Genomic DNA, 23,344 nt, shown 5'->3' with positions numbered 1-23,344 from the left:
TTATTCTCCAAAAAAGGTGACTGGCGCTTCCACCAGCGATTTAATGCCGTACTCGCGCACAACCTTCCGGCGCAGGCGCACCGTCATGTCGTAGCGGCGAACCCATTGCTGGTTGATAAGTTCGGGGAAAGGGGTCAGACCGGTGTAGTCTCCCAGGGACAAACCAAGCGCATTCAGTTCAGCATTATTTTGCGGCACAGATATGCCATCGCGAAAACGGGACGCATAAGACATACCAGCCGGGCCATAGAACGACGCCATGCACTCAAACGTTTCATGCCGCCAGAGCTGAGCGCCCTCATCGGTCTGCCTGGTGAATGCAGGACTGTTATCAATGGGCCATCCGGTAACGCCGAACGCGCACCAGTTCGTTTCAACGGGTAGCAGTGGCGGCTGATCTTTCTGCCAGCGCGGGCGAACCATCCCCGAAGGCAAGCCGGAAACATTGCGCATCCACTGGCTTAACAGCCTGTCTAGCGCTTCGTCATAATCCGGATCGCCGCTGGTGGGTGTCAGCCAGCCGCGCTCTGTGCTGGTGTTATTGCTCAACGGGAGTACCCCCATCAAACGGCAACAGTTCGCAATGCGCCTGGACGAAGCCAGCACCGTAAGCGGTATACGGGTCGACGAACGTCACACGATAATCACGGTTCTGATACGTCACGATATCGGCATCACGGCCAGTCTGCCCCTGTGTCAGCCGCTCAGTTGTCACGATAAGAATCGCGCCGCTGATAACCTGCCCGGCCTGCATGCGGCGGTTTTCCAGAGAGCGGTCAACGGTAACAACCCCGGCAAACTGCGTTTTAACTTCGCTGTCGCTACCGATCCCGTCCTCGTCCACCGTTTGCGCACGACGCGTTACCCACAGGTTGAAGTCGCAAAAGTCGGGGTCAAAAAGCACGTCTGTTACATCAAGAGTCGGCATCTTTATCCCTCACAACATGGGTAATGGCTCTGCGATATTGCCCGGTGTCGATTAGCGGTTTCACCAGATCGGTTCCGGGGGACTCGCCAGCAGCGCGTCGGGCAAGCTCCGCTTTCGCCCCTTTACGCCCTCGACGCGCGCGAGCTTCAACGGTGCTATCAGCAAGCGGTGTAAAGCCGGTAATAGTCATGTAACGCCTGACGCCATTAGCGGCCAGCGTTCCGGCGCGGTTGAGCGCTCTTTCCGCACCCGCCGCATTACCATCAAGCGCAGCCTGCGCCGCTGCTTTTAGCTGCGGCACTGTCTGTTCCTCTACCGATTTAACGCCGGGGATCAGGTGCGGGCGCGGGGGGATGTTTTGCGCCGGTGAGCCGTATTCGTTGACGTAACCGATCCCGGCATTACCAAACGGAACATCCTCGCGCTCACTGTCTTCCGAAGGGATGCCGACCAGCACATCCTTTTTGGTTAGCGACCTGAGCGCATCCAGAATGGCCTGAGCGTTATCCACCCTCGTTGTTACACCGCTTTTGAAACTCATAGCTGGCGACCGCCCGCACCGAACATCGTGATCAGCTGATAAAATTCAGCGCCATATCGGGTGTTATTCCAGAAGCCTGCGTCAGGGTTTAGCGTCGCGCTGGTGTCATAGCTGACGCTTACCTTGTCAACGGACTTGGAGGACTGCACACCATTGGTTGAACCGCCCGGGCCGCCAACCAGCATTGCCCGGCTATCTGCCGCCCATAGCGTCATGTAGTGCGCAACGAACAACTCGGCAAAGTACGGAAACAGCTTTTTGCCGGTGACGTTTTCGCTCAGCAGTTCATCGGCCAGATTCAGACGGAACTCGATTTGGACGTCGGGATATTTTGCCGGGTCAGCAAACTGCGGGAAGTCGCGCCGAAAATCACTTACTGTTGGCAGGCTTTGATTCTTTGGCATCTTTCGCCCCATTACCGCCAGTCTGGGCGGCAGCAATCTGCGCTTGCAGGCTGTCGTTCTGCTCTTGCAGCTTGAGCAGCGCTTCTTTCAGATCGGCAATCAGCTGATCTTTATCGACAATCTGCTTATCTTTGTCGGCAATCTGCGCTTGCAGGCTGTCGATAATGGGTTGCAGATCATCGGTGTCGCTAATCACGCTTTCGGAAAGCTCAGAGTGCGCCTGGGTGAACCAGTGAGACGCGACCTCTTCCGGTACGTTATGCCGTCCCCGGCCAAATTCCTGTTTTGACTGATCGCCGAGCGTCAGCGTAAACGGGGTGTGAACATGGATGGTAACCAGCTTTTCTTTCGCCATTTTCAGTTTCCTTCTGGCCCCTTTCGGGGCCGTTCTGGTTATCAGATACCGTCCACGTAGGACAGGGTTTCTTTGTACACTGGCTCAACCGCACCGAGCTTGCCGTAGTAGGTCGCAATCTGGTACAGACCGCGATACTGGATAGGAACGCTCTGCAACGGCACCAGCGGATAGCGCACGTATTTCTTGTCGTTGGTGTAGGCTACCATACGGTCTTTACCGCCAACCCCGCGCCCTTTCAGCCATTTGACCGCTTTAATTTCCAGCGGAACGCCGTTCTGGTGGAAAGCGATAGTGTTCACGGCCAGATAGGTCAGCAGTGACTGGTTACCCGCTTCGGAAACCTTACGGCTCGCCAGCAATGAATACTGCTCTGGCGGAATGCGCAGATCAGAAGGCACGACGGAGTAACCGGAAGCGGCCCAGGCATTCGACAGAATGCTGTTCACGCTATCGAGGATCTCGTCGTTGGTGGAGTTCGCCCAGGTCTTCGGCGCATTGTTCAGCGTCACACCGACAAGGTTTGCCAGCCCTTTCAGGCCGAGCGCATCATCGCCGATGTAAACCTGCTCGTCGTTGTCCATCTGCCATTTGAGCTGCATCCCGTCGTACTTCTGGGTATCAATCGGGCGACCTACCTGCTGAGCTGCTGCCAGCTCTACAACGGTCCAGCCCAGTTCCATGCCCCAGAGGTTCAGCGGATTGCCGTCTTTGCCGATATCAACGTTAACGCCAGCAATAGCAGTGGAGTCTTTGCCTACCCAGTTTTTACCGTTCGGATTTGCGCCAGTACCCGCAGCGCCAAAGCTGGTGTTAGTCCAGCTGGAAATGTCATCTGCGATAGAAACGTCTTCACGCAGCTGAATATCGCGGGTCCAGGTGTAACCCACCAGCGGCAGGTTTAGCGTCTGGTCGAGTCGCTCCAGCTCCCCGATGAGAAAGGCACCAGAGCTATCAACGGTTGCCTGATCAAAAGTAATCATTCGTCTGTTCCTTAAATCTTCCAGGAGATTTCTGCATTGCCGTTAGCGTCACCGGCCCCTGTGAATTCGGCATTAGTCAATGCCACAGTTTTGCCATCAACGGACGTGGACATGAAGCCGCCCAGCGGCACGTCAATGGTTGAATCGAGCGAAACGACCACGTAGACAGGATCGCCTTTTTTGATGGTGCTGGCATCGAAGCCAGATCCGAGGTTAACGGTCATGTAGCCACGCTTCATGGCGTCGCCTGGGAAATTCTTATCAGTACCCACCTGACGAACCATGTCTGGCTGCGATGTGGTCGGATACGGACGGACGTAGATACCCTTTACCTTGTCGGCGGTGTCACCGTCCGCCAGCGGCACAAAAAAGCCATCAGCGTCGTATTTGCCAGCCAGACCATAGGCAGTGAAGGCGTTAGCGGATTTAAGGATCACCGGTTCGACGGTTAAGTCCTGCGGGCGAGAGATAGCCCCGGCAATGCCAACAGGCATCCGGTACAGATATGCAGTCATTGGATTATCCTTTGCGGTTAGACCAGAAGTCGGCGTTTTGTTTGTTCAGGGAAGCGATGCTGGTCATGCCCATATTTTGGCGTTGTGCATCGCCCGTGGTGGTGCGGGTGTTTCGCCCTTTGGCAATCTCTGACACGGCGTTAAACGCCATATCTACCGATTGCTTGGGCAATTTGCGGATATCCGCATCACCGACAACCTGGCGAACCAGTGTTTTGTCAGCGGCAGCCAGCACATCACGTTTGAACTCGGTAGGTTTCACCTTACGGCTCAGATCGATACCCGGAACGATAACTTCGGCACGATAAGCAGAATCACCGGTGATTGTGGTTTCCTCTTCGTCGTCCTCGCCGTCGCCGGTCGGATCTTTTTTGTCTTTTTCGTCAGGCTTATTGTCGTTATCGCCCGTCGCATTTCCTTCCAGCTTAGCCAGCAGGGCTTTGAGCAAGGTTTTGATATCATCCTCGCCGTCGCCGGTTGGCTCTCCGCCCATTTCCGGCTTTTGGTCCGGCAATGGTTGCTGCGGTGAAAGGTTAATGTTGAGGTTAACGCCGCTCGGCAGATCCCCTTCATCGCCCGTTACCGCCGCTGGCGCAGAGTCCAGCAGTTCGTTCATGGTGTCAGCATCACCCGTTTTGATGGCCGTGCGCATGCGGGTCCACCAGCTTTTCTTTTGATTTGCCATTGTGTCTCTGTCTCCAATTGCACAACGATTTCCGGCTCTGCCTTTAGGGACAAGAGCCACATGGTTTCCGGTAATATCGACCTGCTCGGCTTTTCCGGGTTCGGTCTGCTCGTACTCAGCGTCATAGCCGCACGACACTTCGCGCAGACCATCTTCGATCAGCTGAATGGCGCTTTCGTCTTTGACGATAAGGTCAGCCAGCATCAAATCAGACTGATCACCAGTCCCGCGCCGAACGTTCTGAAGATGCCCGACCGCAAGCTCTTTCCAGTTCTCGGGGTTGACCAGCCGCACATTCCCGTTTTCATCTTCAGGATGCAGGATCGTGATGCTCATCCCTTCGAATGAGGCGAGCGTGGCCGGATGGAATACCTGATCAGGAGAGCGCGTTACGACTATCTCGCCGAGCTTGTCGGGTTTGAGGTTTGGCAGATCGGCAGCGCCGTAAAGCTGCTTACCCGTTCGACCTATCGGCACGTCTTTGCACAACAGAGAGCCGTCAGCCAGCTGATAGCGGGTTTCCCCCAGCCGGGTATTGAAAAAATATTTCATGGTTTACCTGCGATTCAGGCGAGATAAGAATGAGGGTTGGGGAAGACGATCTCTTTGTAACAGCGGCAGTTCGGGAGCTCACCAGCATGACCGGTCATGCCGTCAAGCGTTGGAGGTCGGCCCCATTCGACAAACTTGCCCTCCATCTCACGATGAGAGTGCCGGACGTCGCCATCTTCGGCTGTACGCCAGATATAACCATTCGAACCAATTGACAGCGCACGCGCCTGATCGAGCGCGCCGGTTGCACGTCCAAGCTCGGTACGGGCGATAAGGTTCGCTCGTGAGCGTGACACGTCACCGGACGCTGCTATCTCTTTCGCGAATGGCTCAGCGCGGCCACCAGTCACAACGGCCTCGATGGCTTTGTTCTGAATGTCATACACCCGATCGGCGGCCTCAAGAGGTAGCGATTTGATGTACTTAATCTGCTCGGCAACGATGGATTTCATCACCTGGCCTACCGGGGCGCGGTCAACCATGTTGCGCAGCTCTGCGCTGATGTTCCGGCTGTGCTGACGCCACTGCTTTTCATTCTGGCGCGCAATGTCTGCGGTGAAGTTCTCAGCAACCTTCGTCGCCCAAGGGGTGATGATTTCGCTGTAGCGCTCCAGCGCATCCATTATCTCGGTGACGCTATCATTTGAACCATCGTAGCGCCCATTTACGATATCCCCGACCGCCCGCGCTATCTGCCGTAGGCTCGTTCGATATCGGATCTCCGCCTGGCGACTCTGGCGGTTTGTTGCCAAGTTCGCCGATGCCTGGCGGCGCTTCGTCTTCGGCATTCTCGATATCCTCGTCGGTAATGGATGCCCCGATGCCAGTGACGTCAGAGTTTTCGCGCAGGTCGGTCATCGCCGCCTTACGCGTCATTAATCCGTCGCTCAGCGCGGTGCTGATCGCGTTTGTGGTGTTTACGGCCACCGTTGAGCGGTCAACGTCAGACATTTGCCATAGCGGGTTAAACTCAAACGTGAAATCGTCCGGCAGCGGCTTACCGAGTTCCGAGCGGTGCATAATGTCCAGTATCCGGCGCATCGGCAGCCGTAAGCGGCGCTCCTGCAATGAGCTCACCCGGTCGTAATAGTTGGCGAGGTCTGCGTCACCAGTAGAGAAGCCTTTCGGGGACTGCCCGAACAGGCGCACCAGCGGGATACCAACGGCACCGCTGATCTGCTCAGCGAACTGCGAAAGAATGTCATCCAGACCGCTGAAGCTGTACTGATGGGTTTCGAACTTATCTCGCGAGTCCATGAGCGTCATGCCTTCATTACTCTGGAACTGGCGGATCAGGTCGATGTTCTTCAGCAGCGCTTCGAACGCGGGGCCACCAAGCGCGATAAGCTCGCGCAGCTTCTCCACACTGTAGGTACGCAGATGCGCTTTGTAGACCAGTTGCGCCGCGCCGACAGTGGCGCTGTCGAACGCAGTAAGCCGATCCCAGATACGCTCTACCACCGACATTCCCCATTCGTTCTCGGTCATCTTCTGCTGGAATGGCAGCGTCACCCCGTCGAAGCGGATCAGGCGACTGTGATGGATGCGCCAGGATGGAATTCCTGTTGCGGTGGTCACCACGTCGTAAAACTCAGGCTTACCGAGATCTGGCCCCATCTCTTTAATGCGCCGGGTCAGGACCGGGTTAATCATCCAGCGGTCAAGCGGGAGAATGCCCTTAAACTTGCCCTCGCCAATGGTTTCGAGCCGCAGCGGGGTCATTGGTGCCTGCCCCTCAATCATGATGAAGCCAACCGCGCCGCCGTAGAGACGCGACCATTTCAGCACGTCGTTCAGCGCATCCCAGATCTGTAACTCATCCAGCTGCGCTTCCAGGGTGCCACGGTCTTTCGCGTCAATCTCCGAAGTGATGCGAATGCCCTTGCGGGTCATATCGTCCGGGATAGCGTCGACCGCTTCGCCGATAACCCACGATCCGCGATATGACCATTCCACCAGCATGCGGTTGCGGCTGGTGAAGTTCGCCCGGTAGGTCGATGATGAATGCTGGTTAGGCGTCTGCATCCCCACGCGGGCGACAAAGTTCTCGTAGCCATCAGCGGTGGCCTGCGCCGTTCGCTGAGAGGCTTGCTTGTTTCGTGCCATCAGGCTTGCCTCCCGAGCAATTCCCAAATATCCATTGTTGTATCGGTCGGCGCGAACGCCATTATGAAAGCGTCGGCAATGTTAGGTGAGGGGATATCGCGCTTAGCCAAATCTTTCTTGCTTTCAACCATAACCCTACCGTTACGATCAAAGTCTCGGTGCGGGGTCGTCAGCTCAAGCTTTAGTTTCTCCAGGTGCGGGCACGATGAATCGATACTTATCAACTCATCAACAGGATATTCCTCTCCATTTTTCACCGCGTTGAACGTATTACGAAAGCGATCAGCTACCAGCCACCATGCCTGGGCTTTCAGATTGGCAAAGAAGTCTTTATTCGGAATGCCGTTATATTCAGAATCTGGCTCGTTCACACCAGCGCCAGCATTGAAGCGTTGATAATTAACTGGTCGTGAATAAGGATTTTCACGTCGTCTGTCTTCGTTAATTTCCGAGAATTTAGCACCAGCAGAAGCGCCAACACCAATGGAGTCATAAACGATATCAGCACTTCTCTCTGTGGCTGCCTGATATGCCCGCTGGCAGCTTTTAAGAAGCTCGTCTTCTTTTGCCTTCCATTCATCAGCCCAATACACAACGGAGCCATGACGATAAACATTGGAGCACTTATCCGCACCGCTATCGGCAACGTCGAAGCCTATTCGCTTTCGTCCGTTTGGCTCAAAACCAAGCACCTTATGGGCATCTATTGCAGCCTCAATCCACGAAAGTTTAATAATTGCCGCGTCATCATCAGATTCGGGAACCCCCATATAAACGTGGTCAAACCCCTCCGGATCACGACGCTTTGCAGCCGAGATAACCTTAAGCATGGTGTCTGAGAGGAATGGGTTTTCGTCGTAATTGATTTTTCGCACCAACGTATCTTCTGGTGGATCAACAACGAAATTACGCCATACAAAGTCAGTCACCAGACCAGGGTTAAAAATAAACCAGCATTCAGATCCGCTTTTACGAATGGTTGGTTCCAGTATCTTCCACTGGTATTCCGTTAGTGCATGGGCTTCTTCAAGCCACAAAACGCTGATACCTTCCAGGGATTTAATTTCTTCGATATTGCGCCATAAACCGTAAAACACGAATTCTGAGCCAGTGACCCGGTTGATAATTTTATTATTCAGAATTCGGAAGCGATGCCGCAGCCCAAACCGTTCAATCTGTATTTTGAGCAGGGTATAAACCGACTCTTCGATTTTGTTCTGAATTTGACGTGCGCAACAGAAACGCAGGTTGTATTTATTTGCCAGAAAGACAGCAAACCCAGCAGCATCCCATGACTTTGACGATGAGCGCCCACCAAAAAGTACTTTATTTCGAGCCTGTGTCGTCCAGAAGTTCCTTAGAGCCGGATTCAGGGTCGGTTTGGATGTCAGAGTAGAAGTCATTAAGGTCACGATCTCCATTACCGTCATCAACGCCAGCATCACGACGAAGGCGATCCGCTTCCAGAGACACTTTGTCAGTGGAGGCGAGCCGATGCTCTATAGATGCCTTTGTGAATTCCAGCGACTCAATGCGGGCCGTGTTACGGTGCATGGCTTTTTGCGCAGATGAAATTAGCTCGTGAAGATTATTGGCGGTATCGCCATCAGCTATTTCAAGCTCAGTCTGCCAGCGGCCAATATTTTCAGCAGCGGTAAGGTTCGCCGCACGCAACCAGAAAAGCTCATCATCAAGAGTGAGCGCCTGAGCATCCTCGGTAATGGCATCAGATAGAAGCATTCGGCGTCCATAGCCACCATGCTTCAATGCGTTCTGATTTCCGGGTCTGGAATTATAATGAGCGCGTTTCGTTTCTGGTGAGTTTGATGGTTTTGCGACTTCGCAGTTATCCACTAAGCCCGCTGGTGGCTTACTCTTTGCCACTTTCTCCTTTTGCGAATTCGCAGTTTTATTCGCACTTTTCTTTTGCGAATTCGCACTACCATTCGCAATTTTGATATAGCGCTTTGCAGTCGAGTAATTCAGTCCCTGCGCTTCGCACCATTCTTTGGGGGAAATGCCGGTTTTGGCATGTTCGGACAGGAACCGTTGCTGAAGCTCGCCCCAGTCCGGCTTTGCCATGAATATTTCCTCTTAATGACATTATCGAAGCCCCTCAGTGAAGAGCTTCTGTAATGGCTACTTCGTTTTTGCTTCCGCTCTTTTACGGCGGCGCTCTTCTTTCTTCTCGGCGTTTGCCATGTCCATGAATGCCTGCATGATCGAGTTCCTCATCATGTAACTGACAAAGTGATGATTGACGCAGCCGTTGAGACGGAGTTGCTCGCCAAACTGATCAACCGAGGCCAGCACTTCCATCATGCCCTTCTCGCCTTTCATGAACTCAGAGAAGTCTCGCCCCGCTCTGGAGGCGCATTCGATGACGCGATTATTCATCCTTGAAGCCCTGGGATCGTAATCTGCAGCTGGTTAGCAAGGGTGTTAATCTCAGCGACCAATACAGGCTTCGTATAACGCCATGCTGCGAGTCCTTGTCCGCAGAAGCTCGCCATGTCCTTTTTCTGGTCAAACTCATGGCACTTCATGTTGAGCTGCGCACTTAAGCTGTTGCGATGCTGAAGTTCTCCAGTGAAGTAGTCATCGAGGACTTTATAGGCCGCGTACTTGAACCCGGGGTTTAACCAAGCCGCATAATCGTAAGCAACAAACTTCCCGCCATATGTTCCACCGTGTACACCGCGCTCAGTGAAAACCACAGATTCGTGGTTTTTCTCCAGCTCGGCCAGGAACTCTTTTGTCTGCTTGTTTCGCAGATAGTGGTAAGGCGACTCAGCATCACTTTTGCCACTGGCTTTCCACATATCGGTGAGGCAGATCATGCCGTCTTCCCCGACACGGATTGGTTGATTGAAGAGGGTTAATGATTTCATTTCGCTGATACCTTTTGGTGGTTGAGCCTGTTCTCGTAGATACGGGCAGCCCAAGAGCGGTCAGCGTTACCACTGCCCTATCTCAAGCTCTACCCCGAAAGGCTCTTGGTTGATATGCGCACGAGAATGCGCGGTTTACTGCGGACATAAAAAAGCCCGACCGAAGTCAGGCTCTGTTATTTGGGTAACGAATCATTTAAGACACTGCTCTTTGATGTAGTCCTGCATGCCGCGAATCATCTTGTCAGCGGTTGCGATTCCGTCCCGGTGATCGAAATAATTCCGTCGAGCGTCTGGAGTAAGTTCGGGGGCTCCTGCATCATCCACGCCGGTGGAGGAGGTGGCTTTTGGCACTCCAGGGCAGGTTGCGGCGATGCGCAGCCGTTTAGCGCCAGAATCGACATCCCGACGCAAATCGTTAATGGTTTTTTTCGCATCGGACAATTCCTTCGTGTATTTGGCATCCAGCGCAGCAACATCGCGCTGACGCACCTGCATGTCTTTGATGGTGGCGTTCGCCAGGCGGAGACTCTTGGTGGCTTTGTCGCGCTGGTCTTTGTAGGTGATGGCGTTGTCGCGGTACCGGTTTACGAAGAACGCCAGCACGCCGATTAACGCCACCACCAGCAGCTGCAACCAGTAACGTTTGACCATATCGCCAATCATGACAGGAACAGATCCCGCTCTGCCTCCCGACGACGGGTCAGCCCATTCAGGACCTTGCCGCCAGCTTTATTCCAGCGCAGGAACTCATCGGCAGCGCCAGCGTAATCACCGGCGTTGAGTTTTCGCAGCAGGGTCGATGTCGACAGTGACCGGGCTCCGAGGTTATATGTGAACGATACCAGGGCGTCGAATTGCCACTGAGTCAGACCAACTTTAACCAGGCGTGACACATCGCTTTCATAGCTGACCAGTCCGGTCTTCAGCAGACGCTCTGCTGTTTCCTGCTTAATCGTCATCCCTGCGCGGATTGGTTTCCCGTCGACGGGCTGAGTCCAGCCATATCCAATCGTCCACACTCCGACGCTGTCCTGGTAGGCGGTGAGTTTGCAGCCTTCGAACTGCTTGATCAGGGCAATGCCTTTTTCACTGGTTTGCATTCTTCATCCCCGTCAGTCGTTCCCAGAAGTACGTCAGTGCCACGGACCCCATCGCCCCGCTGATACCAGAAGTAACCAGGATCATGTAAAGGCTAAGCCCGCTTTCAACGCTGATTAAGCCACCAATAAGACCGGTAAAGCCGGACACTGCAATTTGCGCCAGCGCATTGACCCAGCTCCAGGCGGCTTTGTTCTGCTTCACGTCAATAAGGTATCGGACCAGGCCGCCCCAGCATGACAGAGCAAGGACAATCAGCCATGACACTCCGGCAATGCTTTCTTTATCTTGCATACGTTTAGCCATATCACCTCCGAAAGAACGGGGTGCTGTTTGTGTAGTAGGAATTGCCGTCAGACACGATAGCTACTGGGCATCTGGAATTGATTGTCTGCGGCCTGAATAAAAAACCTGGCGACAAGCCAGGAAGATGAGGGTAAGGCAATGTCGGCTCTATGGCCGAAGGGTCCCAGGTAGTGGGTTCTGTGTGCGGCGTGCCGCAAATAAAAAAGCCCCGCACAATGGCGAGGCTCTTAATTCTTTGTCGACCTGCGAAGCTATGGCGACGATATCAGATTTACATGAAATATATGCGTTTCAATCCAGTTTTGCAAGACTTCTGTCGAAATTTGTCGCCTTTTGTTGTGAACGTGATCGCGTAACCTGCAACAAAGCTCCACTGTCCAGGCGCAGGAAGATGCGACGCATCTCAACCCAGCGGTCCGTAAACGTCTCTGACCAGTTCTTTGGTGTTACGCCAACCAGAGACGCCAGCGCCTGATATTCGTACGTCTCCCGCCCCGTCAGCTCCGATTTGACATCCTGGGCGGCCAGCCATATCAGTTTCTTAAGGCGCTCCATCGTCTTGCCTGCCACTTTCTTCGCGCCGAGCTGTTCCCGGAACTCTGCCCACGCCCAGTGGGTGATCGCCACCTGGTATTCGAAGCGGATATTCTCGCTGTAGTTCCACAGCAGCCATGCCTTCTGGTGGTCTTCCAGCGACAGGACGGCGCGGCGCCAGGATGCGGTCACGAACTCAACCGGCCCCACCAGTGCGATGGATGAGCCCTTTGCGCGGGACTGGCTCCCGCTCATCGCCGGGCCGTCAGGGTTAACTTTACGGCCGGTGACCGGGTCGGTGATTTTCTTCCGGCCCCGGCTGCGCGCCGTCGCGGTGAATTGCGCATTCTCGGCGAAAGCTACAAGCTGCCCTTTCGTCGCACCGCTGAGGTCTGCGGTCGCCACAATGAGCTGCTGACGTACGTATTCCAGTTGCTGACTGTTCATGCGGCTTCCTTCTGTGGCTGGTTGGTTTTGGTCTGGCTGTGCTTTGCTATTGGCGGCAGGCTGGCGCGCTTAACGCTTTCGGCCTGGTATCGGGTTATCTCGTCTCTGGTCACGGCGCGCACTCCCCAATAATGATCTGACCCTTCTCTCCCCAAAGTTTTGTAACCCGGCCATCCCAGACGCGGCTGTCGTCGTCGAAAATGGCATCGAGTAGCGCCTTTTCCAGGTTGTCTTTATCCGGTTTCTGCTGATGAGCCTGACCGTTCAGTTGCGCGCGCTTCTTCTGGCTCCAGCTTTTTGGCATGGGAATGATGAAGGTGACGTGATAACCGGACTCAGGCAGACAGATCCCGAGCTGGCGTACTTCGGCTTTAAAAGCCCAATATGCCGCTGTTGCCGGACGTTTTACCCACCGGTCCCGTTGAGTCATGCGGGGTTTGCTGACTGGCGTGATATCGAAAATATTCATATTTTCACGAGCCCCTCTTTAAGCCAGATGACCTGCGTGCGAGCCATGCCTTCCAGCGCGCACTCCTTTGCATATTCCGCATCGACCAGACGGGTTCGGCGATCAATCTCGTCGTGGCAACTGCTGCATGCGATGGTGGCGATCAGGTCAGGCGGCTTGATTCCGGTCCCGCAGAGACCAGCAAGACGAATGTGAGCCAGCACTGAGGTTTCAGGATTGCCGTTGCATACGCCGGGGATCCGCACCTGACATTCTCGGCCGCGTGCTGCTTTGCACAAATTAGCCATGCGTCCTCCGTGCCGCGAGACGCAGCCATTTCTGGTCCACCAGGCGGGCGGTGTAGTCTTTCATGGTCGGGATGTCGGACGGCTTAACCGCTGGCTTACGCTTGCGGCGCACCGGAACGCGGAAGATTTCGTTTGTGATGACGCGAGCGAGAGGGCTAGCCATTACGCAACCCTCCCGAAGTAATCACCTGAGTAGCGAACTTCACGGAGTTGCACGCCGTTTTGCACAGCAAATGCCTGGCTGTATTCGATGAGACTGGTCATGCGACGGATGCCCATCTTCGCAGTGCTTTCCCGGATGGCGCAGAACTCCCCTTCCAGACCCGGCACCACTTCACCAGGCTTACCGGTGGCAATGGCATGGCCTGAGACATACAGGACTTTCCATGAAGCGAGGTCGCGCGACTTGCCAGCCCATTGCAATTGCTTCGCTGTATCGCCACAGAGAGCGTGGAAGAGGTCGTTTTGGGCGAGAGTGCGGTCAGCCTCAGAAAACTTCACCACGAGCGGCAGAGCGTCGTTAACGGGCAGCTTCCTGATGTAGTCGATGAGGTTATCGCGAACGCGTTCGTCGCGGAGGTAGAAAACAGGCTGTTTCATACGCCACCTCCGAGAGGTAACGCAGAATGAAGAAAATCGCAGGTGCATTTCTGCATCTGTGACAAGGTGAGGAGTTCAGATTGTGGTCGCATTTAAGTCCCCTTAAATGCGCAGAAGTCACTGACGGGTGTTCAGGCCGTCAGCAAAGAAAGTATGGACGGTTGATTCAACAAAATCAACTCAAGAGAAAGGCCTCCGAAGAGGCCCTGGGCGGGTCGATATGTGAATCCCCATATCGCTTGTATGGTAGCTATGTCAACTCAGGCAGTTTGAAGCCAGCCATGTCTTCTGCCCGGATGGGAGGTGACAGGCAGTCAGCAAAGACCAGTGAACCATCGAGCAAGATAACGAAACTCCACCCTCTGAACAGGCTGGCGCTACACCAGTCGGCCTTAAGCGGCACATCTGGCATCCTGTCCGGGAAGGTTGGGTAATGCTCTGCAAGCCACTCCATGGCGTCGCAGCGGTTGATGGTGTAATTGTCGTACATCATGCCTCCTGCTGCGGTGCTGCTGGCATTGGCATCCAGTGGGTAACAAATATGTGCTCAATGCAGTTCATTTGATTACCGCCACGCATGTCAAAAAACAGTCCGGAATGCTCATCGAAGTAAGATACATAACGGTATCCCATCTTGTTCTGAACAATTACTTCCTGCTCGTCTTCCGGCATCTGCTCACCGCAAGCCACCCAGCTATCCGGAATCACCGGAGAGTTGCCGTCTTGCGCCGGAGCGATGTAGTTTTGCTCCGGACAGCAATCGGATTGCGCTGGAGAGTTACCATTCTGAAGCATGGCTTCTTGAAAGCGTCCAAGCTCCACGTACTCCTGACATGACCACCCGCCATCAATAAAATCGCGAGCTTCAACAGCGTCGAAAGTGAACGATGTTTCACCGCCAGTTGGTGAGGTTAAGCCGTACAGGTCTGCTACCGGCTTTAACTGATTGACTGGCATGGTACCTTCATTGGTGAGGGTACCATCTGCACCCTGAAGCATGACGGCGCGGCAGGCGTCAAACACTGCATTGTTAAACTTCACACCTTCAAAAAAGATTTTCCCATTATGCTCAAACCAGAACTCGGGCTTCTCGGCATCCGGTAAGAGGTTTTTAAGCACGCCATCAGGCACAGATACCGTCGCTGGCGGGGCGGTGCGATACAGAAGCACATCACCCATCTCTTTTCTGGATGCTGGCCATACATCTGCATCAGCGCCAGATTTGAGATAATCAAGATTGGTCTGGTCGATGACGCACACAGGCTCCGCTTCGAGCGATGCCAGCGCTATACGCGCATTATTAATCAGGAGGCTATCAGCAGGAGATAAAACAACATGAGCGTTACCCTCCGCATCAATTTCAGAATTCGTAATTTTTCTGAACAGCTTTGCCAGTTCTCTGGTAATAGTGCTCATGGGCGAATCTCCGTCCTGCCACCAAGTAAGCGGATTGCCACTCGTTCCCGGAAGGTAAGCGGTCGATGGTGTCCGCGGGCATTAACAATTTCAGGCTTTCCATTAGGCGGATAATTGACCCTGACCGATTGACCATCTAGCGCGTGAGAAGCCTCGAGTAGTGCTGACTTTAAGTGCGCAGGGCACTCTTTCTGCACCCGCTCGCCGTCTGAAATGACACCTGCAATCCCCTGAAGCATGCTGGCTAAATTGCTGAGATAATTTTTCACATTCACTCTCCTTTACCGGTGCCATATGCAGATAAGCACTCTTCAAATCCAGCCTGATTATCCGTTTGACCAAAACTGAAGCCATGCTGAAGACCATGACGAAATGCGCTATCTTGCAATTTATCTGCGCTATCGAGCTTCGCTTCCAGTTCAGCGATTCGCTTCTCTGCGGCTTCCAGCGATGCCAGCAGCGCCAGCACGGTGGCGGGGTTGGCTGCGGCGATAAATGCAGCATCACGCGCTTCGTTTTCACTGAATACCATGGCTATTTGCTCATGGTTCACGCCGTCAGTGGAGTAAATCTCATCGTCGAACTCAACAGCCCACCGGCCTTTCGTCGCCTTCTCCGCTGCTTCCCGTAATCCACGTTTGTCGATGTTGCTCATTGGTCGGCTCCTTCTGTGCGATACATCATGATTGTCAGATCGCCTTTAGTCGCCAGGCGCACCGTTGTTCCTGGTTCGATGCTGGACAAGTCAAACGCATCGTAAAATTCGTGTACTGCCTTCTGTCTACGAGATAGTTTTCTACGCTTCTCCCACTGCTTTAGCGCAATGGAGATAAACCACTGGCCCGTTTTGAACATGATGAATAACCACCCCATCAGAGCGAGGCCAGTGTTTAGAATGTCCAGAATGCTCATGACTGCACTCCTTTTCGAAGCTGGGCGGCGAAGTCACCGCAGATAGTTGCTGCTGCATCAAGCCCAATTTGTTCGTCCTGATAGCAATTAATAATTGCATTGCTAATTTTCAGGCAAACTTCATCTACTGCGGCGGCCCGCACTTCAGCCAGGAAAGCCTGGTACGCAGGAACCTGCATCACAGCCAGTGACCTAATTATCTTCTGCACTTCCGGCGGGCACTGCTCATAGTGATCGTCTGTAATGAACACTGCCTCGTTGTGGATTTCTTCGACTGCACTCATTTCCGCAGCCAGCGCCGCGCACTTGGCTTCACCTTCAGCCACGCCAGCCTGGTACGCTTCGAACATGTGCTGCGTCATCTCGTACACAAAGCTTCTGTCGTCTTCCATCGCTGGCGAGCAGCCGTTGTTGTTCTTGGTAAACCACTCGATAAATTTCTGTTTCATACCCCTACCCTCCCCCAAACCATCAAAACCCTTCTCATTGCCGGGCTGTTCCGGCACTCCTGGCAGATCGCGTTCGTCTCTGTACGCTGCACCAGCTTCGAATTTCCCTTCGGCATGGCCGGTATGGTTTCCGGCGCGTATTTCATGCCGTAGCTGGTCAGCCGATAAAGCCGCTGGCCGTGCTTGCCTTCGAACTCGATCAGGCCGTCTGCAAACAACGTGCTTAGCGGGCCGGAAATCTTTTTGGTGGTCATGTCGATCATGCTGGCAATACGAGCACTGTTCAGGCCCGGGTTATTACGCAGGGCTGCAAGAATCTGCCCACGAATTGTTATGGTCATCAGAACCCCCCTTTCTTTTTCGGCTGCTGCTCGCGCCCGCGGCGTTCTGCGGCGGCGGCCTGCTGGTCTGTGTCGTAAATTGCCCCGTTGTTCTGATTGCAATAAACCGTTCCGGTACTGCCGTGGCGGTTGAGTCGCAGTATTAACTCGGTTTCTCCCGGCGGCACGCTGTCATCGAAAGCACCTTCCCGGTGGATACCAACCCAGTAGTCGCAGTCCTGCTCAATCTGCCCTGTGTCGCGGGAATCGCTCGGCAACGGGCGTTTATTCACTCGCTTCTCCAGTTCGCGGTTGAGCTGGGTCAGCAGCACGACGATGCAGCCAAGCTCTTTGGCGAGGTTCTTCAACCCTTTGGTGATCATCCCGTAGGCCAGGTCATTACGGTCTGCTTTTTCGGCGGTCATCAGCGTCAGGTAATCAACCAGAATCATGCCTACGCACCCTTTCTCGCGCTTAATTCGACGGCATTCGGTAACGATATGCGCCAGTGACAGGCCAGGAGTGTCGTCGATGTACAGCATGTCGATTTCACTCAGTCTCCCGGCTGTGGCGATCGCCTTCTTAAAGTCGCCGTCGTAGTCGCCCTGGTACTGGTCATCGGCGTCATCCGTAGCGGGCATGTAAAAAATGCTCGGGTTAATGCCCGACTTCTGACCAACCAGCTTTTCAAGGATCTGGTCTCCAGGCATTTCGAGGCTGAACATCAGCGCTGGCTTTTTCTCACGAACCGCGCAGTTGATCGCCATCTGCCCGTACAGGGTGGTGTTGTGGGTCACGATATAGTCATCTGTGACATAGAGGTGCCGGGGGTGAGACACCATAATGCAAAGGCACTCTTCCGGCTCGATCTCGATAACTGATTTAATCCCAACACCACGGTTTCCAAGACGGTTCACACCAAGGTTTGCACGGATCCTCGGTGACTTAATGTGTTCAAGAATTTCATCAGGCAGCTTCATGCTGACCATTTGCGCATCTAAGCCCTGAAGAGTTTCTCCCTTGTAGGTGTATGAAATATCGGTGCGCGTTGTTTCCCTAGCTGTTCCACCGAGAGAATGAACAAGCTTTACCACCCCTTGCGAAAGCTTCTTGCTGGCCGAAGAGAATCTAATGCAGCCGAATTTTTCAACCCAGCCATCAGTCTCGAGCAGCCCAACTAATACGCCGATCCGCGTGGCTTTTCCTGCGCTGAAAATAGACTCTGGGATTTCTTTATCCTGCGCAGTTTTCCCCACCAATCCGTACTCTCTCAATCTCTCAAGGAGAGGGTTTTTACACCCACGATGATTCGTTACCGTGTAATCATTCCCGCCAATATGGCGGAGGTTCAGTGGAAATACGCTGGCCGCCATGCGAGACAGAACGTAGTCTTCTGAGTTAGTGAACTTGACGCTTTTGGTTAAAGAACCATCGCCAAGGAGAGCACCTAACACCCACCCGTCGACGTGATCGGTTGATGAGCCAAAATCACCTGACAGCGATGGAATGCGCAGCCTTCCTTGATACCTAACCCTCTGAAGCATCGCTTCTAACTTTTCAGTATCAACTACACGATCACCTTCAAATTTCGACGAGCTTATCTCCCAAAGGTGAGAGTCGGCCGCCTTAACGGTGCGCCCATCCTCAAAAGTGACTTGATACATTTTGCGGACTCCCTGAGGAAATACCCCAGTAACCATTGAGGCGTGGCCATCAACAGATGTAACTTGTTGACCAACTTTGATTTTCCCATGCGTTGTCCAAGACCCGTCCTGCAAAAGAATTTTTGCGTCCAAGGCCATTGCTTTCCCCATCTTTGGCCTTGCGCCAATCACGAACAAAGAGCCTTTAACCAGACCTTTCGGCGCCAGCAGTCGGTCGAGTGACGGGATGCCGGTGCTCATGCCGCGCTGTTCGCCTGAAGGGTCAAAGCGTTTCTCCAGATCCGCAACCCAGTCATCCATAACCTCGCCGAACGAACGCAAACCACGGCGACTGCCGGTTTTTGAATGGTCTGCGAGCTGGGTGAAAATACCCTGAATGGCCTCGTACTTCTGCGTGGCGCTCATGCCGTTGCGGGAATACAGCAGCTCAGTAGCTTCGGTCAGGCGGCTGATACCGTAGCGCTCCATTGCGGCTTCCCGGACTGATGCTGCGTATGCCACGATGTTTGCAGCGCTTGGAGTGTTCTTGGCGATCTCCGCCAGGTAAGCAAAGCCACCTACCTGCTCCGCGAGTCCTTTGCCTTCCAACGCGTCGAACAATGTCAACCCATCGACTGGCTTGTTAGCTCGGAACATGTCACGTAATTCAGCAAAGACGATCTGATGAACCCGGATGTAAAACGACTCAGGCTTGAGCATTGCCAGCACTTTTTGAACACGCTCGCTGTTGTCATCGTCCAGCAGGAGTCCGCCGATGACGCTCTGCTCTGCTTCGACGTTGTGGGGTACGGTCAGGATTTCAGAGGTCATCACAGGCCCCCTCGCGCGTCTTGGCATACACATCCACGTTCAGGAAGTATTCGAGAGCCTTGCGGCGCCATGTGCGTCCCGTGCGCTGGTCTGGGCGGTTCTCCAGCATCCAGCGGCAGTTAGTGGCGATGTAGCTCAGATACGATTCCCAGTCGCTCAAGGTGAACTTATGGCCGTCGAGCTGCTGAGTTACTTTCCCGGCCTTCTGCCAGAAGGTGCGGATCAGAGCACGGCGCTTGTCAGTCAGTATCCTGATGCTCTGGGCTTCAGGCAGTACGCGATGGTAAACCTCGACTACCTGCTCACAGCTGAGAGAAGGTTTTTTCTGCTCTGGTTTTTCTGCTGCTGATGCACACTCTCTTACGTTAGTAAGAGAGTTATTTAATATATTGTTATCTGTGGACACTGGCTGGACATCGGCTGGACACTCCACCTCCGCAGGCATTGGTGCGACTGCGTTTGGGCTGGACACTGGCTGGACATCGGCTGGACAAAAATTTGACTGATATTCGTCGTATTTGACTACTTTTAGAACAGTAAAACGGTTGTTCGATTTGGTGGTGATCATGCCCAGGTTCTGGAATTTACGGAGCAGTGATTTAACGCGATCAGCGGTCAAACCTGTTTCCATTGCCAGAGTATTTCGCCCAGTGATGAACTCTCCGCGCTCGCAGATCACATTGCCAACATCAGTCGATACCAGTGTCTGTTCGTGATTAGCGCGCAGGAGCAAGTGAACCCATAAATGAGCCGCCTCAGCGTCCTTGTAGAACGGCACATCCATAATTTTACGGTGCAGCAAGGCAAACCCCTTACCGTCATTCGCGCGCGGTTTCTGGAGCCTTCTGGCCTCTCTGGCTTCGGCTAAATTGGATACGTTACCCACGGCCACTCTCCTTACGTTTCAGTTCTTCCAGAATGGCGCGCATCTTCTCTGCCACAATCGGATTAACCGAGCGGATGAAGCGGTCGCGGGTTATGTTTTTATGTACAGCGGTATGGTAATAGCGTGGATTTTTTGCCATTATTCCTCCTGCAACTACTCTCGTTTTTGCACCTGAAAGCCGTTGGTGTTCCAGCACCGCGGCTTTTCCCCTTTCTACGTTCATGCTTCAAAATCTCCCTTCGCTCCATCCCTGTTCGAAATCAGGATGGCCAGCAGCAGCGACATGTTCGGAACCAGGTTTTCCCGCCACCGGCTTACGGTTGATTTGTTGACCCCGATAACCTCGGCGATACGGGTTGTTCCCAGCTCTGCAATCTGACGGTGTAACCAGCTCTCGATTCGTCGCGCCTCCGCTTTGTTGCGTGTAATTGATTTTTCCATTTGTGATAATTCCTGTGATTTATGGTTAGGGCCGCCTGTCAGGCGGCATGTGAATCTTGTTTAATTCGGTCAGGATTAGCTGCTTGACGGAGCCATTCAGCCGTAAACTGCCCCCTTGATGCGTCAGCCAAAAGCTGCGAATAGTTGGTTTTCTCTGTGTACTCAGTACGAGGCAGCGCCGCGTTCTTCACCCACTTGTGAATAGCAACATTCGATAGGCCACACAGGCGCGCAGCAGCGGTTTGACCACCTACAGCTTCGATTGCAAATTGCATTGGGTTCATAGTGTTTTCCGTTAACTATATTAACTACGGGTTAAGGTTATATCTTAACTGACAGTTATGTCAACTCTAATCGATAATTAACGAATGGTTAAAAAAGACGATTTAAAAGAAGAATTTTCTAAGAGACTTCGCGCTGCATTGCTTGATGCTGGCGTGGGTGGTCGTGGGCAGGCGGGCAGGATCAGAGAGGCTATGAAGTCCCAAGGGATTGCTGTATCTGAGCCAGGGATCTGGAAGTGGCTTAACGCATCAGCAATACCAGACCAAACCAATATCCTAGCCCTTAGCCGTTGGCTTGGGGTTAGGCCTGACTGGCTGGAATATGGAAGAAATGAGCCTGAACCTGAGATCCTTAGGGAATCATCCATCCCGCCAGAGTCTGAGTGGGGAACTGTCGATGCCTGGGACAAAAACACACCGCTACCTGCGGACGAGGTTGAAGTGCCTTACCTCAAGGATATTGAATTTGCATGTGGCGATGGCCGCGTTCAATGCGAGGATCATAATGGCTTTAAGCTGAGGTTCTCCAAGTCAACACTACGCCGAGTAGGGGCAAACACCGACGGTTCTGGAGTTCTCTGCTTCCCGGCCACAGGTGACAGCATGGAGCCGATCATTCCCGATGGCACTACGGTAGCCGTAGACACGAACAACAAGCGCATAGTTGACGGTAAGCTGTATGCCATTGGTCAGGCAGACGGCGGTAGCGGGCAGCTCAAGCGCATTAAGCAGCTATACCGGAAGCCGGGCGGCAAGCTAATCATTCGCAGCTACAACGGCGACGCATATCCGGATGAAGAAGCTGACATTGATGATGTTGAGATAATCGGTCGCATATTCTGGTACTCGGTGTTGCTGTAAAGACGAAGCTGCGGCTGGTGTGATAGCCGTCATCATTCAATATGATTGATGAAAATCATCATAAAGTTTGTGTTCTTTTAGTCGATTTTAAGTGTATATATATCATGTGCGCGCGATATAGAGATGTTTCCTTTCAAAGTCAATTATTTCATTGCTAAATCGTGCTTATTGAGCGGAAATCGTCCAATTCGCATTGAAAATCGATTGGAGAGATCCTATATAAGGAGTATAGTTAGTGACCCAAGAATTTAGAGATGCTGTAAAAGTGACAGATGCAGAAGCTTCTTTTCAAGAAAGGCAACTGTATCAGGTTCAGATAGCTGTGAAGGCTTTGATTGATTTCGTTGTCACTAGCTTTGAAGAGTTGGGTATCGAAAAGTTACATGAGCTCGTTGATCCGTCACTTGATGAGGTTCATGAGATCATTCTCAAGCTTGATACCAAAGCCAAGCAACTTGGCGCTCTTGACCTACAGCAGGTATTGCTTACCGCGCAGATACTGATTCGTGATATTAAACAGAAAAACCCAGATCTGTGTGCACAAAGCTCCAAAATTCTCAAAGGGGCTGTAATTTTTAAATAACTTTCTTTTGGATGAAACGAGGCACTGCGGAGGCGCATATGAATAAACTCCACACAATTTCTGAGATGCTTAAACTGGCTGGCCGTCTTAATGAAATCGTTGCAGAAATGCAAGCTCGCAAGGATGCTATCCTTGCAGAAATGAACAAGAAAGCTGCATAACCCAGTTCTAATGTTCATATTAAACCCGGCCACCGCGCCGGGTTTTTTTGTGTCTTCCATACCGAGATCCAAAAGTTACTGCGCTGGCGTTAAAATCAATGACTTACACTAACCACTAAAGCAAGCATCCAATGCAATTCAATCACTTATGACGTGATCCAAAATAACCTGCGCTGGCGCATGTTGCTCCTGCACTTTTTTGTCACTCCTGCACTACCTTCCTTTCCGCACTATCTCGGCTGCATCCCTGTTCACTCCCTTCCCTATCACGTTGCCAGTTTCCTTCCGGTACTGTTCAAGTTTTTCAATGATATCCTCCTGCGTCACAGGCAGATCCGCCAGCGATAACTCCATCACCGCGCGCCCGGCGGCATGAGCCATCATGTTCACTTTTTCTTCATCCAAGTCCATAACCCACTCCTTTTTGATGTTTTTTGCAGCATATCACGTTACGTAAAAACACATAACAAAACTAAATTAACCAACAAATCATAACCTTAGTAACCAACACCCAAATAATTAACCACTGGTTATTGACTGAAAATAACCACTAGTTAATAATCAACCCATCGAAACGAAACATCGACAGCTGAGCGAAGTTGGCCAGCGGCGGACAGCAAGTCGCCTGCTTTTTAACAACATGCAGATTTACAGCGTCAATGACCTGTTAAGACCCCTACACGTAAACGTGCAGTATCACCGGGTGCGATCCGGTCGGTGAGAGAGTATCCCCGCGCGAGAGCGAGAACGGCGTGAGAACGGGCAACACTGGCAGGGAGTTGGCGCTGACCAATACAGGGAATGTTTTGGGATTGGATGAATGCGCAGGCTGATGTGCAGGGGGACGTGACTG

Annotated in this window: 37 protein-coding genes and 3 pseudogenes; 3 read left to right on the top strand and 37 right to left on the bottom strand. The window is 52.9% G+C overall.

Annotation, left to right across the window (positions count from 1 at the left end; all coding sequences use genetic code 11):
* The 36 genes and pseudogenes from ACQG03_RS04705 to ACQG03_RS04530 form a co-directional block, all read right to left on the bottom strand.
* The gene (locus ACQG03_RS04705) at positions 1-549 is read right to left on the bottom strand and encodes a phage neck terminator protein (RefSeq protein ID WP_423776489.1); all 549 of its coding nucleotides are present in this window, start codon (positions 547-549) and stop codon (positions 1-3) included.
* Entirely contained in the window at positions 539-928 is a 390-nt protein-coding gene (locus ACQG03_RS04700; protein ID WP_001142474.1) for a hypothetical protein, read from the bottom strand. Before ACQG03_RS04700 ends, ACQG03_RS04705 begins: the two co-directional genes overlap by 11 nt.
* Positions 915-1,469, bottom strand: coding sequence for a hypothetical protein (locus tag ACQG03_RS04695; protein ID WP_077064292.1), 555 nt, complete (start codon positions 1,467-1,469; stop codon positions 915-917). Before ACQG03_RS04695 ends, ACQG03_RS04700 begins: the two co-directional genes overlap by 14 nt.
* Positions 1,466-1,873 (bottom strand): DUF4054 domain-containing protein, encoded by a 408-nt coding sequence (locus tag ACQG03_RS04690; protein WP_001125673.1) that lies wholly within the window; start codon positions 1,871-1,873, stop codon positions 1,466-1,468. The genes ACQG03_RS04695 and ACQG03_RS04690 overlap by 4 nt, the downstream gene beginning before the upstream one ends.
* Positions 1,839-2,228: an STY1053 family phage-associated protein gene (locus tag ACQG03_RS04685; protein ID WP_006120171.1), complete on the bottom strand. Its 390-nt coding sequence runs from the start codon at positions 2,226-2,228 to the stop codon at positions 1,839-1,841. Before ACQG03_RS04685 ends, ACQG03_RS04690 begins: the two co-directional genes overlap by 35 nt.
* 41 nt (positions 2,229-2,269) lie before the next feature.
* Positions 2,270-3,211, bottom strand: coding sequence for a DUF2184 domain-containing protein (locus ACQG03_RS04680; protein WP_021241729.1), 942 nt, complete (start codon positions 3,209-3,211; stop codon positions 2,270-2,272).
* A gap of 11 nt (positions 3,212-3,222) precedes the next feature.
* Positions 3,223-3,726 carry a structural cement protein Gp24 gene (locus ACQG03_RS04675; RefSeq protein WP_045356289.1) on the bottom strand — a complete coding sequence of 168 codons (504 nt, stop codon included), beginning with the start codon at positions 3,724-3,726 and terminating at the stop codon, positions 3,223-3,225.
* Between the two features lie 4 nt (positions 3,727-3,730).
* Positions 3,731-4,963 carry a DUF2213 domain-containing protein gene (locus tag ACQG03_RS04670; protein ID WP_045356287.1) on the bottom strand — a complete coding sequence of 411 codons (1,233 nt, stop codon included), beginning with the start codon at positions 4,961-4,963 and terminating at the stop codon, positions 3,731-3,733.
* A 14-nt stretch (positions 4,964-4,977) separates the two neighbouring features.
* A complete protein-coding gene (locus ACQG03_RS04665) occupies positions 4,978-5,586 on the bottom strand; it encodes a phage minor head protein (protein ID WP_001435593.1) in 609 nt (202 codons plus the stop codon).
* Positions 5,587-5,602: 16 nt separating this feature from the next.
* Complete coding sequence (locus tag ACQG03_RS04660; RefSeq protein ID WP_333014417.1) at positions 5,603-7,069, bottom strand: DUF1073 domain-containing protein; 1,467 nt, start codon at positions 7,067-7,069, stop codon at positions 5,603-5,605.
* Positions 7,069-8,472 (bottom strand): PBSX family phage terminase large subunit, encoded by a 1,404-nt coding sequence (locus ACQG03_RS04655; protein ID WP_039024882.1) that lies wholly within the window; start codon positions 8,470-8,472, stop codon positions 7,069-7,071. The genes ACQG03_RS04660 and ACQG03_RS04655 overlap by 1 nt, the downstream gene beginning before the upstream one ends.
* The gene (locus ACQG03_RS04650) at positions 8,396-9,151 is read right to left on the bottom strand and encodes a hypothetical protein (RefSeq protein ID WP_114675790.1); all 756 of its coding nucleotides are present in this window, start codon (positions 9,149-9,151) and stop codon (positions 8,396-8,398) included. The genes ACQG03_RS04655 and ACQG03_RS04650 overlap by 77 nt, the downstream gene beginning before the upstream one ends.
* A 57-nt stretch (positions 9,152-9,208) precedes the next feature.
* On the bottom strand, positions 9,209-9,466 hold the full coding sequence (locus ACQG03_RS04645) for a hypothetical protein (protein WP_045332614.1): 258 nt from the start codon (positions 9,464-9,466) through the stop codon (positions 9,209-9,211).
* A complete protein-coding gene (locus ACQG03_RS04640; protein ID WP_001472853.1) occupies positions 9,463-9,960 on the bottom strand; it encodes a KilA-N domain-containing protein in 498 nt (165 codons plus the stop codon). Before ACQG03_RS04640 ends, ACQG03_RS04645 begins: the two co-directional genes overlap by 4 nt.
* A gap of 192 nt (positions 9,961-10,152) precedes the next feature.
* The gene (locus ACQG03_RS04635) at positions 10,153-10,626 is read right to left on the bottom strand and encodes a lysis protein (protein WP_032655989.1); all 474 of its coding nucleotides are present in this window, start codon (positions 10,624-10,626) and stop codon (positions 10,153-10,155) included.
* Positions 10,623-11,063: a lysozyme gene (locus ACQG03_RS04630; RefSeq protein ID WP_426726088.1), complete on the bottom strand. Its 441-nt coding sequence runs from the start codon at positions 11,061-11,063 to the stop codon at positions 10,623-10,625. Before ACQG03_RS04630 ends, ACQG03_RS04635 begins: the two co-directional genes overlap by 4 nt.
* Positions 11,050-11,355: a phage holin family protein gene (locus ACQG03_RS04625; RefSeq protein ID WP_129318762.1), complete on the bottom strand. Its 306-nt coding sequence runs from the start codon at positions 11,353-11,355 to the stop codon at positions 11,050-11,052. Before ACQG03_RS04625 ends, ACQG03_RS04630 begins: the two co-directional genes overlap by 14 nt.
* A gap of 303 nt (positions 11,356-11,658) precedes the next feature.
* Positions 11,659-12,348 carry a bacteriophage antitermination protein Q gene (locus ACQG03_RS04620; protein WP_426726087.1) on the bottom strand — a complete coding sequence of 230 codons (690 nt, stop codon included), beginning with the start codon at positions 12,346-12,348 and terminating at the stop codon, positions 11,659-11,661.
* Positions 12,345-12,461 (bottom strand): hypothetical protein, encoded by a 117-nt coding sequence (locus tag ACQG03_RS04615; protein WP_426726086.1) that lies wholly within the window; start codon positions 12,459-12,461, stop codon positions 12,345-12,347. Before ACQG03_RS04615 ends, ACQG03_RS04620 begins: the two co-directional genes overlap by 4 nt.
* Positions 12,458-12,817, bottom strand: coding sequence for a RusA family crossover junction endodeoxyribonuclease (locus ACQG03_RS04610; RefSeq protein ID WP_016245440.1), 360 nt, complete (start codon positions 12,815-12,817; stop codon positions 12,458-12,460). The genes ACQG03_RS04615 and ACQG03_RS04610 overlap by 4 nt, the downstream gene beginning before the upstream one ends.
* A complete protein-coding gene (locus ACQG03_RS04605; RefSeq protein ID WP_057060250.1) occupies positions 12,814-13,104 on the bottom strand; it encodes a DUF1364 domain-containing protein in 291 nt (96 codons plus the stop codon). Before ACQG03_RS04605 ends, ACQG03_RS04610 begins: the two co-directional genes overlap by 4 nt.
* Positions 13,097-13,267 (bottom strand): NinE family protein, encoded by a 171-nt coding sequence (locus tag ACQG03_RS04600; RefSeq protein WP_426726085.1) that lies wholly within the window; start codon positions 13,265-13,267, stop codon positions 13,097-13,099. The genes ACQG03_RS04605 and ACQG03_RS04600 overlap by 8 nt, the downstream gene beginning before the upstream one ends.
* Positions 13,267-13,704 carry a recombination protein NinB gene (locus tag ACQG03_RS04595; protein WP_032180568.1) on the bottom strand — a complete coding sequence of 146 codons (438 nt, stop codon included), beginning with the start codon at positions 13,702-13,704 and terminating at the stop codon, positions 13,267-13,269. The genes ACQG03_RS04600 and ACQG03_RS04595 overlap by 1 nt, the downstream gene beginning before the upstream one ends.
* A 250-nt stretch (positions 13,705-13,954) precedes the next feature.
* The gene (locus ACQG03_RS04590; RefSeq protein WP_023157318.1) at positions 13,955-14,197 is read right to left on the bottom strand and encodes a hypothetical protein; all 243 of its coding nucleotides are present in this window, start codon (positions 14,195-14,197) and stop codon (positions 13,955-13,957) included.
* Entirely contained in the window at positions 14,194-15,120 is a 927-nt protein-coding gene (locus ACQG03_RS04585; RefSeq protein WP_426726084.1) for a DUF551 domain-containing protein, read from the bottom strand. The genes ACQG03_RS04590 and ACQG03_RS04585 overlap by 4 nt, the downstream gene beginning before the upstream one ends.
* Positions 15,121-15,391: 271 nt before the next feature.
* Positions 15,392-15,775, bottom strand: a complete 384-nt coding sequence (locus ACQG03_RS04580) for an ead/Ea22-like family protein (protein ID WP_232419683.1) — start codon at positions 15,773-15,775, stop codon at positions 15,392-15,394.
* Positions 15,772-16,032 (bottom strand): DUF4752 family protein, encoded by a 261-nt coding sequence (locus ACQG03_RS04575; RefSeq protein ID WP_105322446.1) that lies wholly within the window; start codon positions 16,030-16,032, stop codon positions 15,772-15,774. Before ACQG03_RS04575 ends, ACQG03_RS04580 begins: the two co-directional genes overlap by 4 nt.
* Entirely contained in the window at positions 16,029-16,481 is a 453-nt protein-coding gene (locus ACQG03_RS04570; RefSeq protein WP_426726083.1) for a hypothetical protein, read from the bottom strand. Before ACQG03_RS04570 ends, ACQG03_RS04575 begins: the two co-directional genes overlap by 4 nt.
* The gene (locus ACQG03_RS04565; protein WP_426726082.1) at positions 16,478-16,822 is read right to left on the bottom strand and encodes a transcriptional regulator; all 345 of its coding nucleotides are present in this window, start codon (positions 16,820-16,822) and stop codon (positions 16,478-16,480) included. Before ACQG03_RS04565 ends, ACQG03_RS04570 begins: the two co-directional genes overlap by 4 nt.
* Positions 16,822-17,586: pseudogene (locus ACQG03_RS04560) on the bottom strand (DnaB-like helicase C-terminal domain-containing protein); the annotation flags it as partial. The pseudogene ACQG03_RS04560 and the gene ACQG03_RS04565, both read right to left, overlap by 1 nt.
* Before the next feature lie 270 nt (positions 17,587-17,856).
* Positions 17,857-18,174 (bottom strand): annotated as a pseudogene (locus ACQG03_RS04555) (LAGLIDADG family homing endonuclease); the annotation flags it as partial.
* A gap of 432 nt (positions 18,175-18,606) precedes the next feature.
* A pseudogene (locus ACQG03_RS04550) lies at positions 18,607-19,275 on the bottom strand (DnaB-like helicase N-terminal domain-containing protein); the annotation flags it as partial.
* Positions 19,265-20,161 carry a DNA replication protein gene (locus ACQG03_RS04545; protein WP_154849193.1) on the bottom strand — a complete coding sequence of 299 codons (897 nt, stop codon included), beginning with the start codon at positions 20,159-20,161 and terminating at the stop codon, positions 19,265-19,267. The pseudogene ACQG03_RS04550 and the gene ACQG03_RS04545, both read right to left, overlap by 11 nt.
* A complete protein-coding gene (locus ACQG03_RS04540; protein WP_015571544.1) occupies positions 20,154-20,300 on the bottom strand; it encodes a hypothetical protein in 147 nt (48 codons plus the stop codon). Before ACQG03_RS04540 ends, ACQG03_RS04545 begins: the two co-directional genes overlap by 8 nt.
* Before the next feature lie 80 nt (positions 20,301-20,380).
* Positions 20,381-20,602 (bottom strand): CII family transcriptional regulator, encoded by a 222-nt coding sequence (locus ACQG03_RS04535; RefSeq protein ID WP_045622363.1) that lies wholly within the window; start codon positions 20,600-20,602, stop codon positions 20,381-20,383.
* 38 nt (positions 20,603-20,640) lie between these two features.
* Entirely contained in the window at positions 20,641-20,886 is a 246-nt protein-coding gene (locus ACQG03_RS04530) for a hypothetical protein (RefSeq protein WP_045354765.1), read from the bottom strand.
* 84 nt (positions 20,887-20,970) lie between these two features.
* Between ACQG03_RS04530 and ACQG03_RS04525 the strand changes: the two genes are divergently transcribed.
* From ACQG03_RS04525 to ACQG03_RS04515, 3 genes are all read left to right on the top strand, one after another.
* Positions 20,971-21,747, top strand: a complete 777-nt coding sequence (locus ACQG03_RS04525) for a LexA family transcriptional regulator (protein WP_063851391.1) — start codon at positions 20,971-20,973, stop codon at positions 21,745-21,747.
* 235 nt (positions 21,748-21,982) lie between these two features.
* Positions 21,983-22,330: a hypothetical protein gene (locus ACQG03_RS04520; RefSeq protein ID WP_039024874.1), complete on the top strand. Its 348-nt coding sequence runs from the start codon at positions 21,983-21,985 to the stop codon at positions 22,328-22,330.
* 38 nt (positions 22,331-22,368) lie between these two features.
* Positions 22,369-22,491, top strand: a complete 123-nt coding sequence (locus ACQG03_RS04515; protein ID WP_255250421.1) for a hypothetical protein — start codon at positions 22,369-22,371, stop codon at positions 22,489-22,491.
* Positions 22,492-22,704: 213 nt separating this feature from the next.
* Here the strand turns inward: ACQG03_RS04515 and ACQG03_RS04510 are convergent, their stop codons facing one another.
* A complete protein-coding gene (locus tag ACQG03_RS04510) occupies positions 22,705-22,902 on the bottom strand; it encodes a hypothetical protein (protein WP_161348831.1) in 198 nt (65 codons plus the stop codon).
* Positions 22,903-23,344: the final 442 nt, after the last annotated feature.

The organism is Enterobacter cloacae complex sp. 342H5 (genome assembly GCF_050030905.1).
GTDB classification, from domain to species: domain Bacteria; phylum Pseudomonadota; class Gammaproteobacteria; order Enterobacterales; family Enterobacteriaceae; genus Enterobacter; species Enterobacter intestinihominis.
This window is presented reverse-complemented; position numbering and strand designations above follow the sequence as displayed.

Bases quoted from the DNA above. Each gene is read 5' to 3' on its own strand.
- ACQG03_RS04700 (WP_001142474.1), bottom strand. From the start codon at position 928: ATGCCGACTCTTGATGTAACAGACGTGCTTTTTGACCCCGACTTTTGC.
- ACQG03_RS04695 (WP_077064292.1), bottom strand. From the start codon at position 1,469: ATGAGTTTCAAAAGCGGTGTAACAACGAGGGTGGATAACGCTCAGGCC.
- ACQG03_RS04690 (WP_001125673.1), bottom strand. From the start codon at position 1,873: ATGCCAAAGAATCAAAGCCTGCCAACAGTAAGTGATTTTCGGCGCGAC.
- ACQG03_RS04685 (WP_006120171.1), bottom strand. From the start codon at position 2,228: ATGGCGAAAGAAAAGCTGGTTACCATCCATGTTCACACCCCGTTTACG.
- ACQG03_RS04680 (WP_021241729.1), bottom strand. From the start codon at position 3,211: ATGATTACTTTTGATCAGGCAACCGTTGATAGCTCTGGTGCCTTTCTC.
- ACQG03_RS04675 (WP_045356289.1), bottom strand. From the start codon at position 3,726: ATGACTGCATATCTGTACCGGATGCCTGTTGGCATTGCCGGGGCTATC.
- ACQG03_RS04670 (WP_045356287.1), bottom strand. From the start codon at position 4,963: ATGAAATATTTTTTCAATACCCGGCTGGGGGAAACCCGCTATCAGCTG.
- ACQG03_RS04665 (WP_001435593.1), bottom strand. From the start codon at position 5,586: ATGGATGCGCTGGAGCGCTACAGCGAAATCATCACCCCTTGGGCGACG.
- ACQG03_RS04660 (WP_333014417.1), bottom strand. From the start codon at position 7,069: ATGGCACGAAACAAGCAAGCCTCTCAGCGAACGGCGCAGGCCACCGCT.
- ACQG03_RS04655 (WP_039024882.1), bottom strand. From the start codon at position 8,472: ATGACTTCTACTCTGACATCCAAACCGACCCTGAATCCGGCTCTAAGG.
- ACQG03_RS04650 (WP_114675790.1), bottom strand. From the start codon at position 9,151: ATGGCAAAGCCGGACTGGGGCGAGCTTCAGCAACGGTTCCTGTCCGAA.
- ACQG03_RS04645 (WP_045332614.1), bottom strand. From the start codon at position 9,466: ATGAATAATCGCGTCATCGAATGCGCCTCCAGAGCGGGGCGAGACTTC.
- ACQG03_RS04640 (WP_001472853.1), bottom strand. From the start codon at position 9,960: ATGAAATCATTAACCCTCTTCAATCAACCAATCCGTGTCGGGGAAGAC.
- ACQG03_RS04635 (WP_032655989.1), bottom strand. From the start codon at position 10,626: ATGATTGGCGATATGGTCAAACGTTACTGGTTGCAGCTGCTGGTGGTG.
- ACQG03_RS04630 (WP_426726088.1), bottom strand. From the start codon at position 11,063: ATGCAAACCAGTGAAAAAGGCATTGCCCTGATCAAGCAGTTCGAAGGC.
- ACQG03_RS04625 (WP_129318762.1), bottom strand. From the start codon at position 11,355: ATGCAAGATAAAGAAAGCATTGCCGGAGTGTCATGGCTGATTGTCCTT.
- ACQG03_RS04620 (WP_426726087.1), bottom strand. From the start codon at position 12,348: ATGAACAGTCAGCAACTGGAATACGTACGTCAGCAGCTCATTGTGGCG.
- ACQG03_RS04610 (WP_016245440.1), bottom strand. From the start codon at position 12,817: ATGAATATTTTCGATATCACGCCAGTCAGCAAACCCCGCATGACTCAA.
- ACQG03_RS04605 (WP_057060250.1), bottom strand. From the start codon at position 13,104: ATGGCTAATTTGTGCAAAGCAGCACGCGGCCGAGAATGTCAGGTGCGG.
- ACQG03_RS04600 (WP_426726085.1), bottom strand. From the start codon at position 13,267: ATGGCTAGCCCTCTCGCTCGCGTCATCACAAACGAAATCTTCCGCGTT.
- ACQG03_RS04595 (WP_032180568.1), bottom strand. From the start codon at position 13,704: ATGAAACAGCCTGTTTTCTACCTCCGCGACGAACGCGTTCGCGATAAC.
- ACQG03_RS04590 (WP_023157318.1), bottom strand. From the start codon at position 14,197: ATGATGTACGACAATTACACCATCAACCGCTGCGACGCCATGGAGTGG.
- ACQG03_RS04585 (WP_426726084.1), bottom strand. From the start codon at position 15,120: ATGAGCACTATTACCAGAGAACTGGCAAAGCTGTTCAGAAAAATTACG.
- ACQG03_RS04580 (WP_232419683.1), bottom strand. From the start codon at position 15,775: ATGAGCAACATCGACAAACGTGGATTACGGGAAGCAGCGGAGAAGGCG.
- ACQG03_RS04575 (WP_105322446.1), bottom strand. From the start codon at position 16,032: ATGAGCATTCTGGACATTCTAAACACTGGCCTCGCTCTGATGGGGTGG.
- ACQG03_RS04570 (WP_426726083.1), bottom strand. From the start codon at position 16,481: ATGAAACAGAAATTTATCGAGTGGTTTACCAAGAACAACAACGGCTGC.
- ACQG03_RS04565 (WP_426726082.1), bottom strand. From the start codon at position 16,822: ATGACCATAACAATTCGTGGGCAGATTCTTGCAGCCCTGCGTAATAAC.
- ACQG03_RS04540 (WP_015571544.1), bottom strand. From the start codon at position 20,300: ATGGCAAAAAATCCACGCTATTACCATACCGCTGTACATAAAAACATA.
- ACQG03_RS04535 (WP_045622363.1), bottom strand. From the start codon at position 20,602: ATGGAAAAATCAATTACACGCAACAAAGCGGAGGCGCGACGAATCGAG.
- ACQG03_RS04530 (WP_045354765.1), bottom strand. From the start codon at position 20,886: ATGAACCCAATGCAATTTGCAATCGAAGCTGTAGGTGGTCAAACCGCT.
- ACQG03_RS04525 (WP_063851391.1), top strand. From the start codon at position 20,971: ATGGTTAAAAAAGACGATTTAAAAGAAGAATTTTCTAAGAGACTTCGC.
- ACQG03_RS04515 (WP_255250421.1), top strand. From the start codon at position 22,369: ATGAATAAACTCCACACAATTTCTGAGATGCTTAAACTGGCTGGCCGT.
- ACQG03_RS04510 (WP_161348831.1), bottom strand. From the start codon at position 22,902: ATGGACTTGGATGAAGAAAAAGTGAACATGATGGCTCATGCCGCCGGG.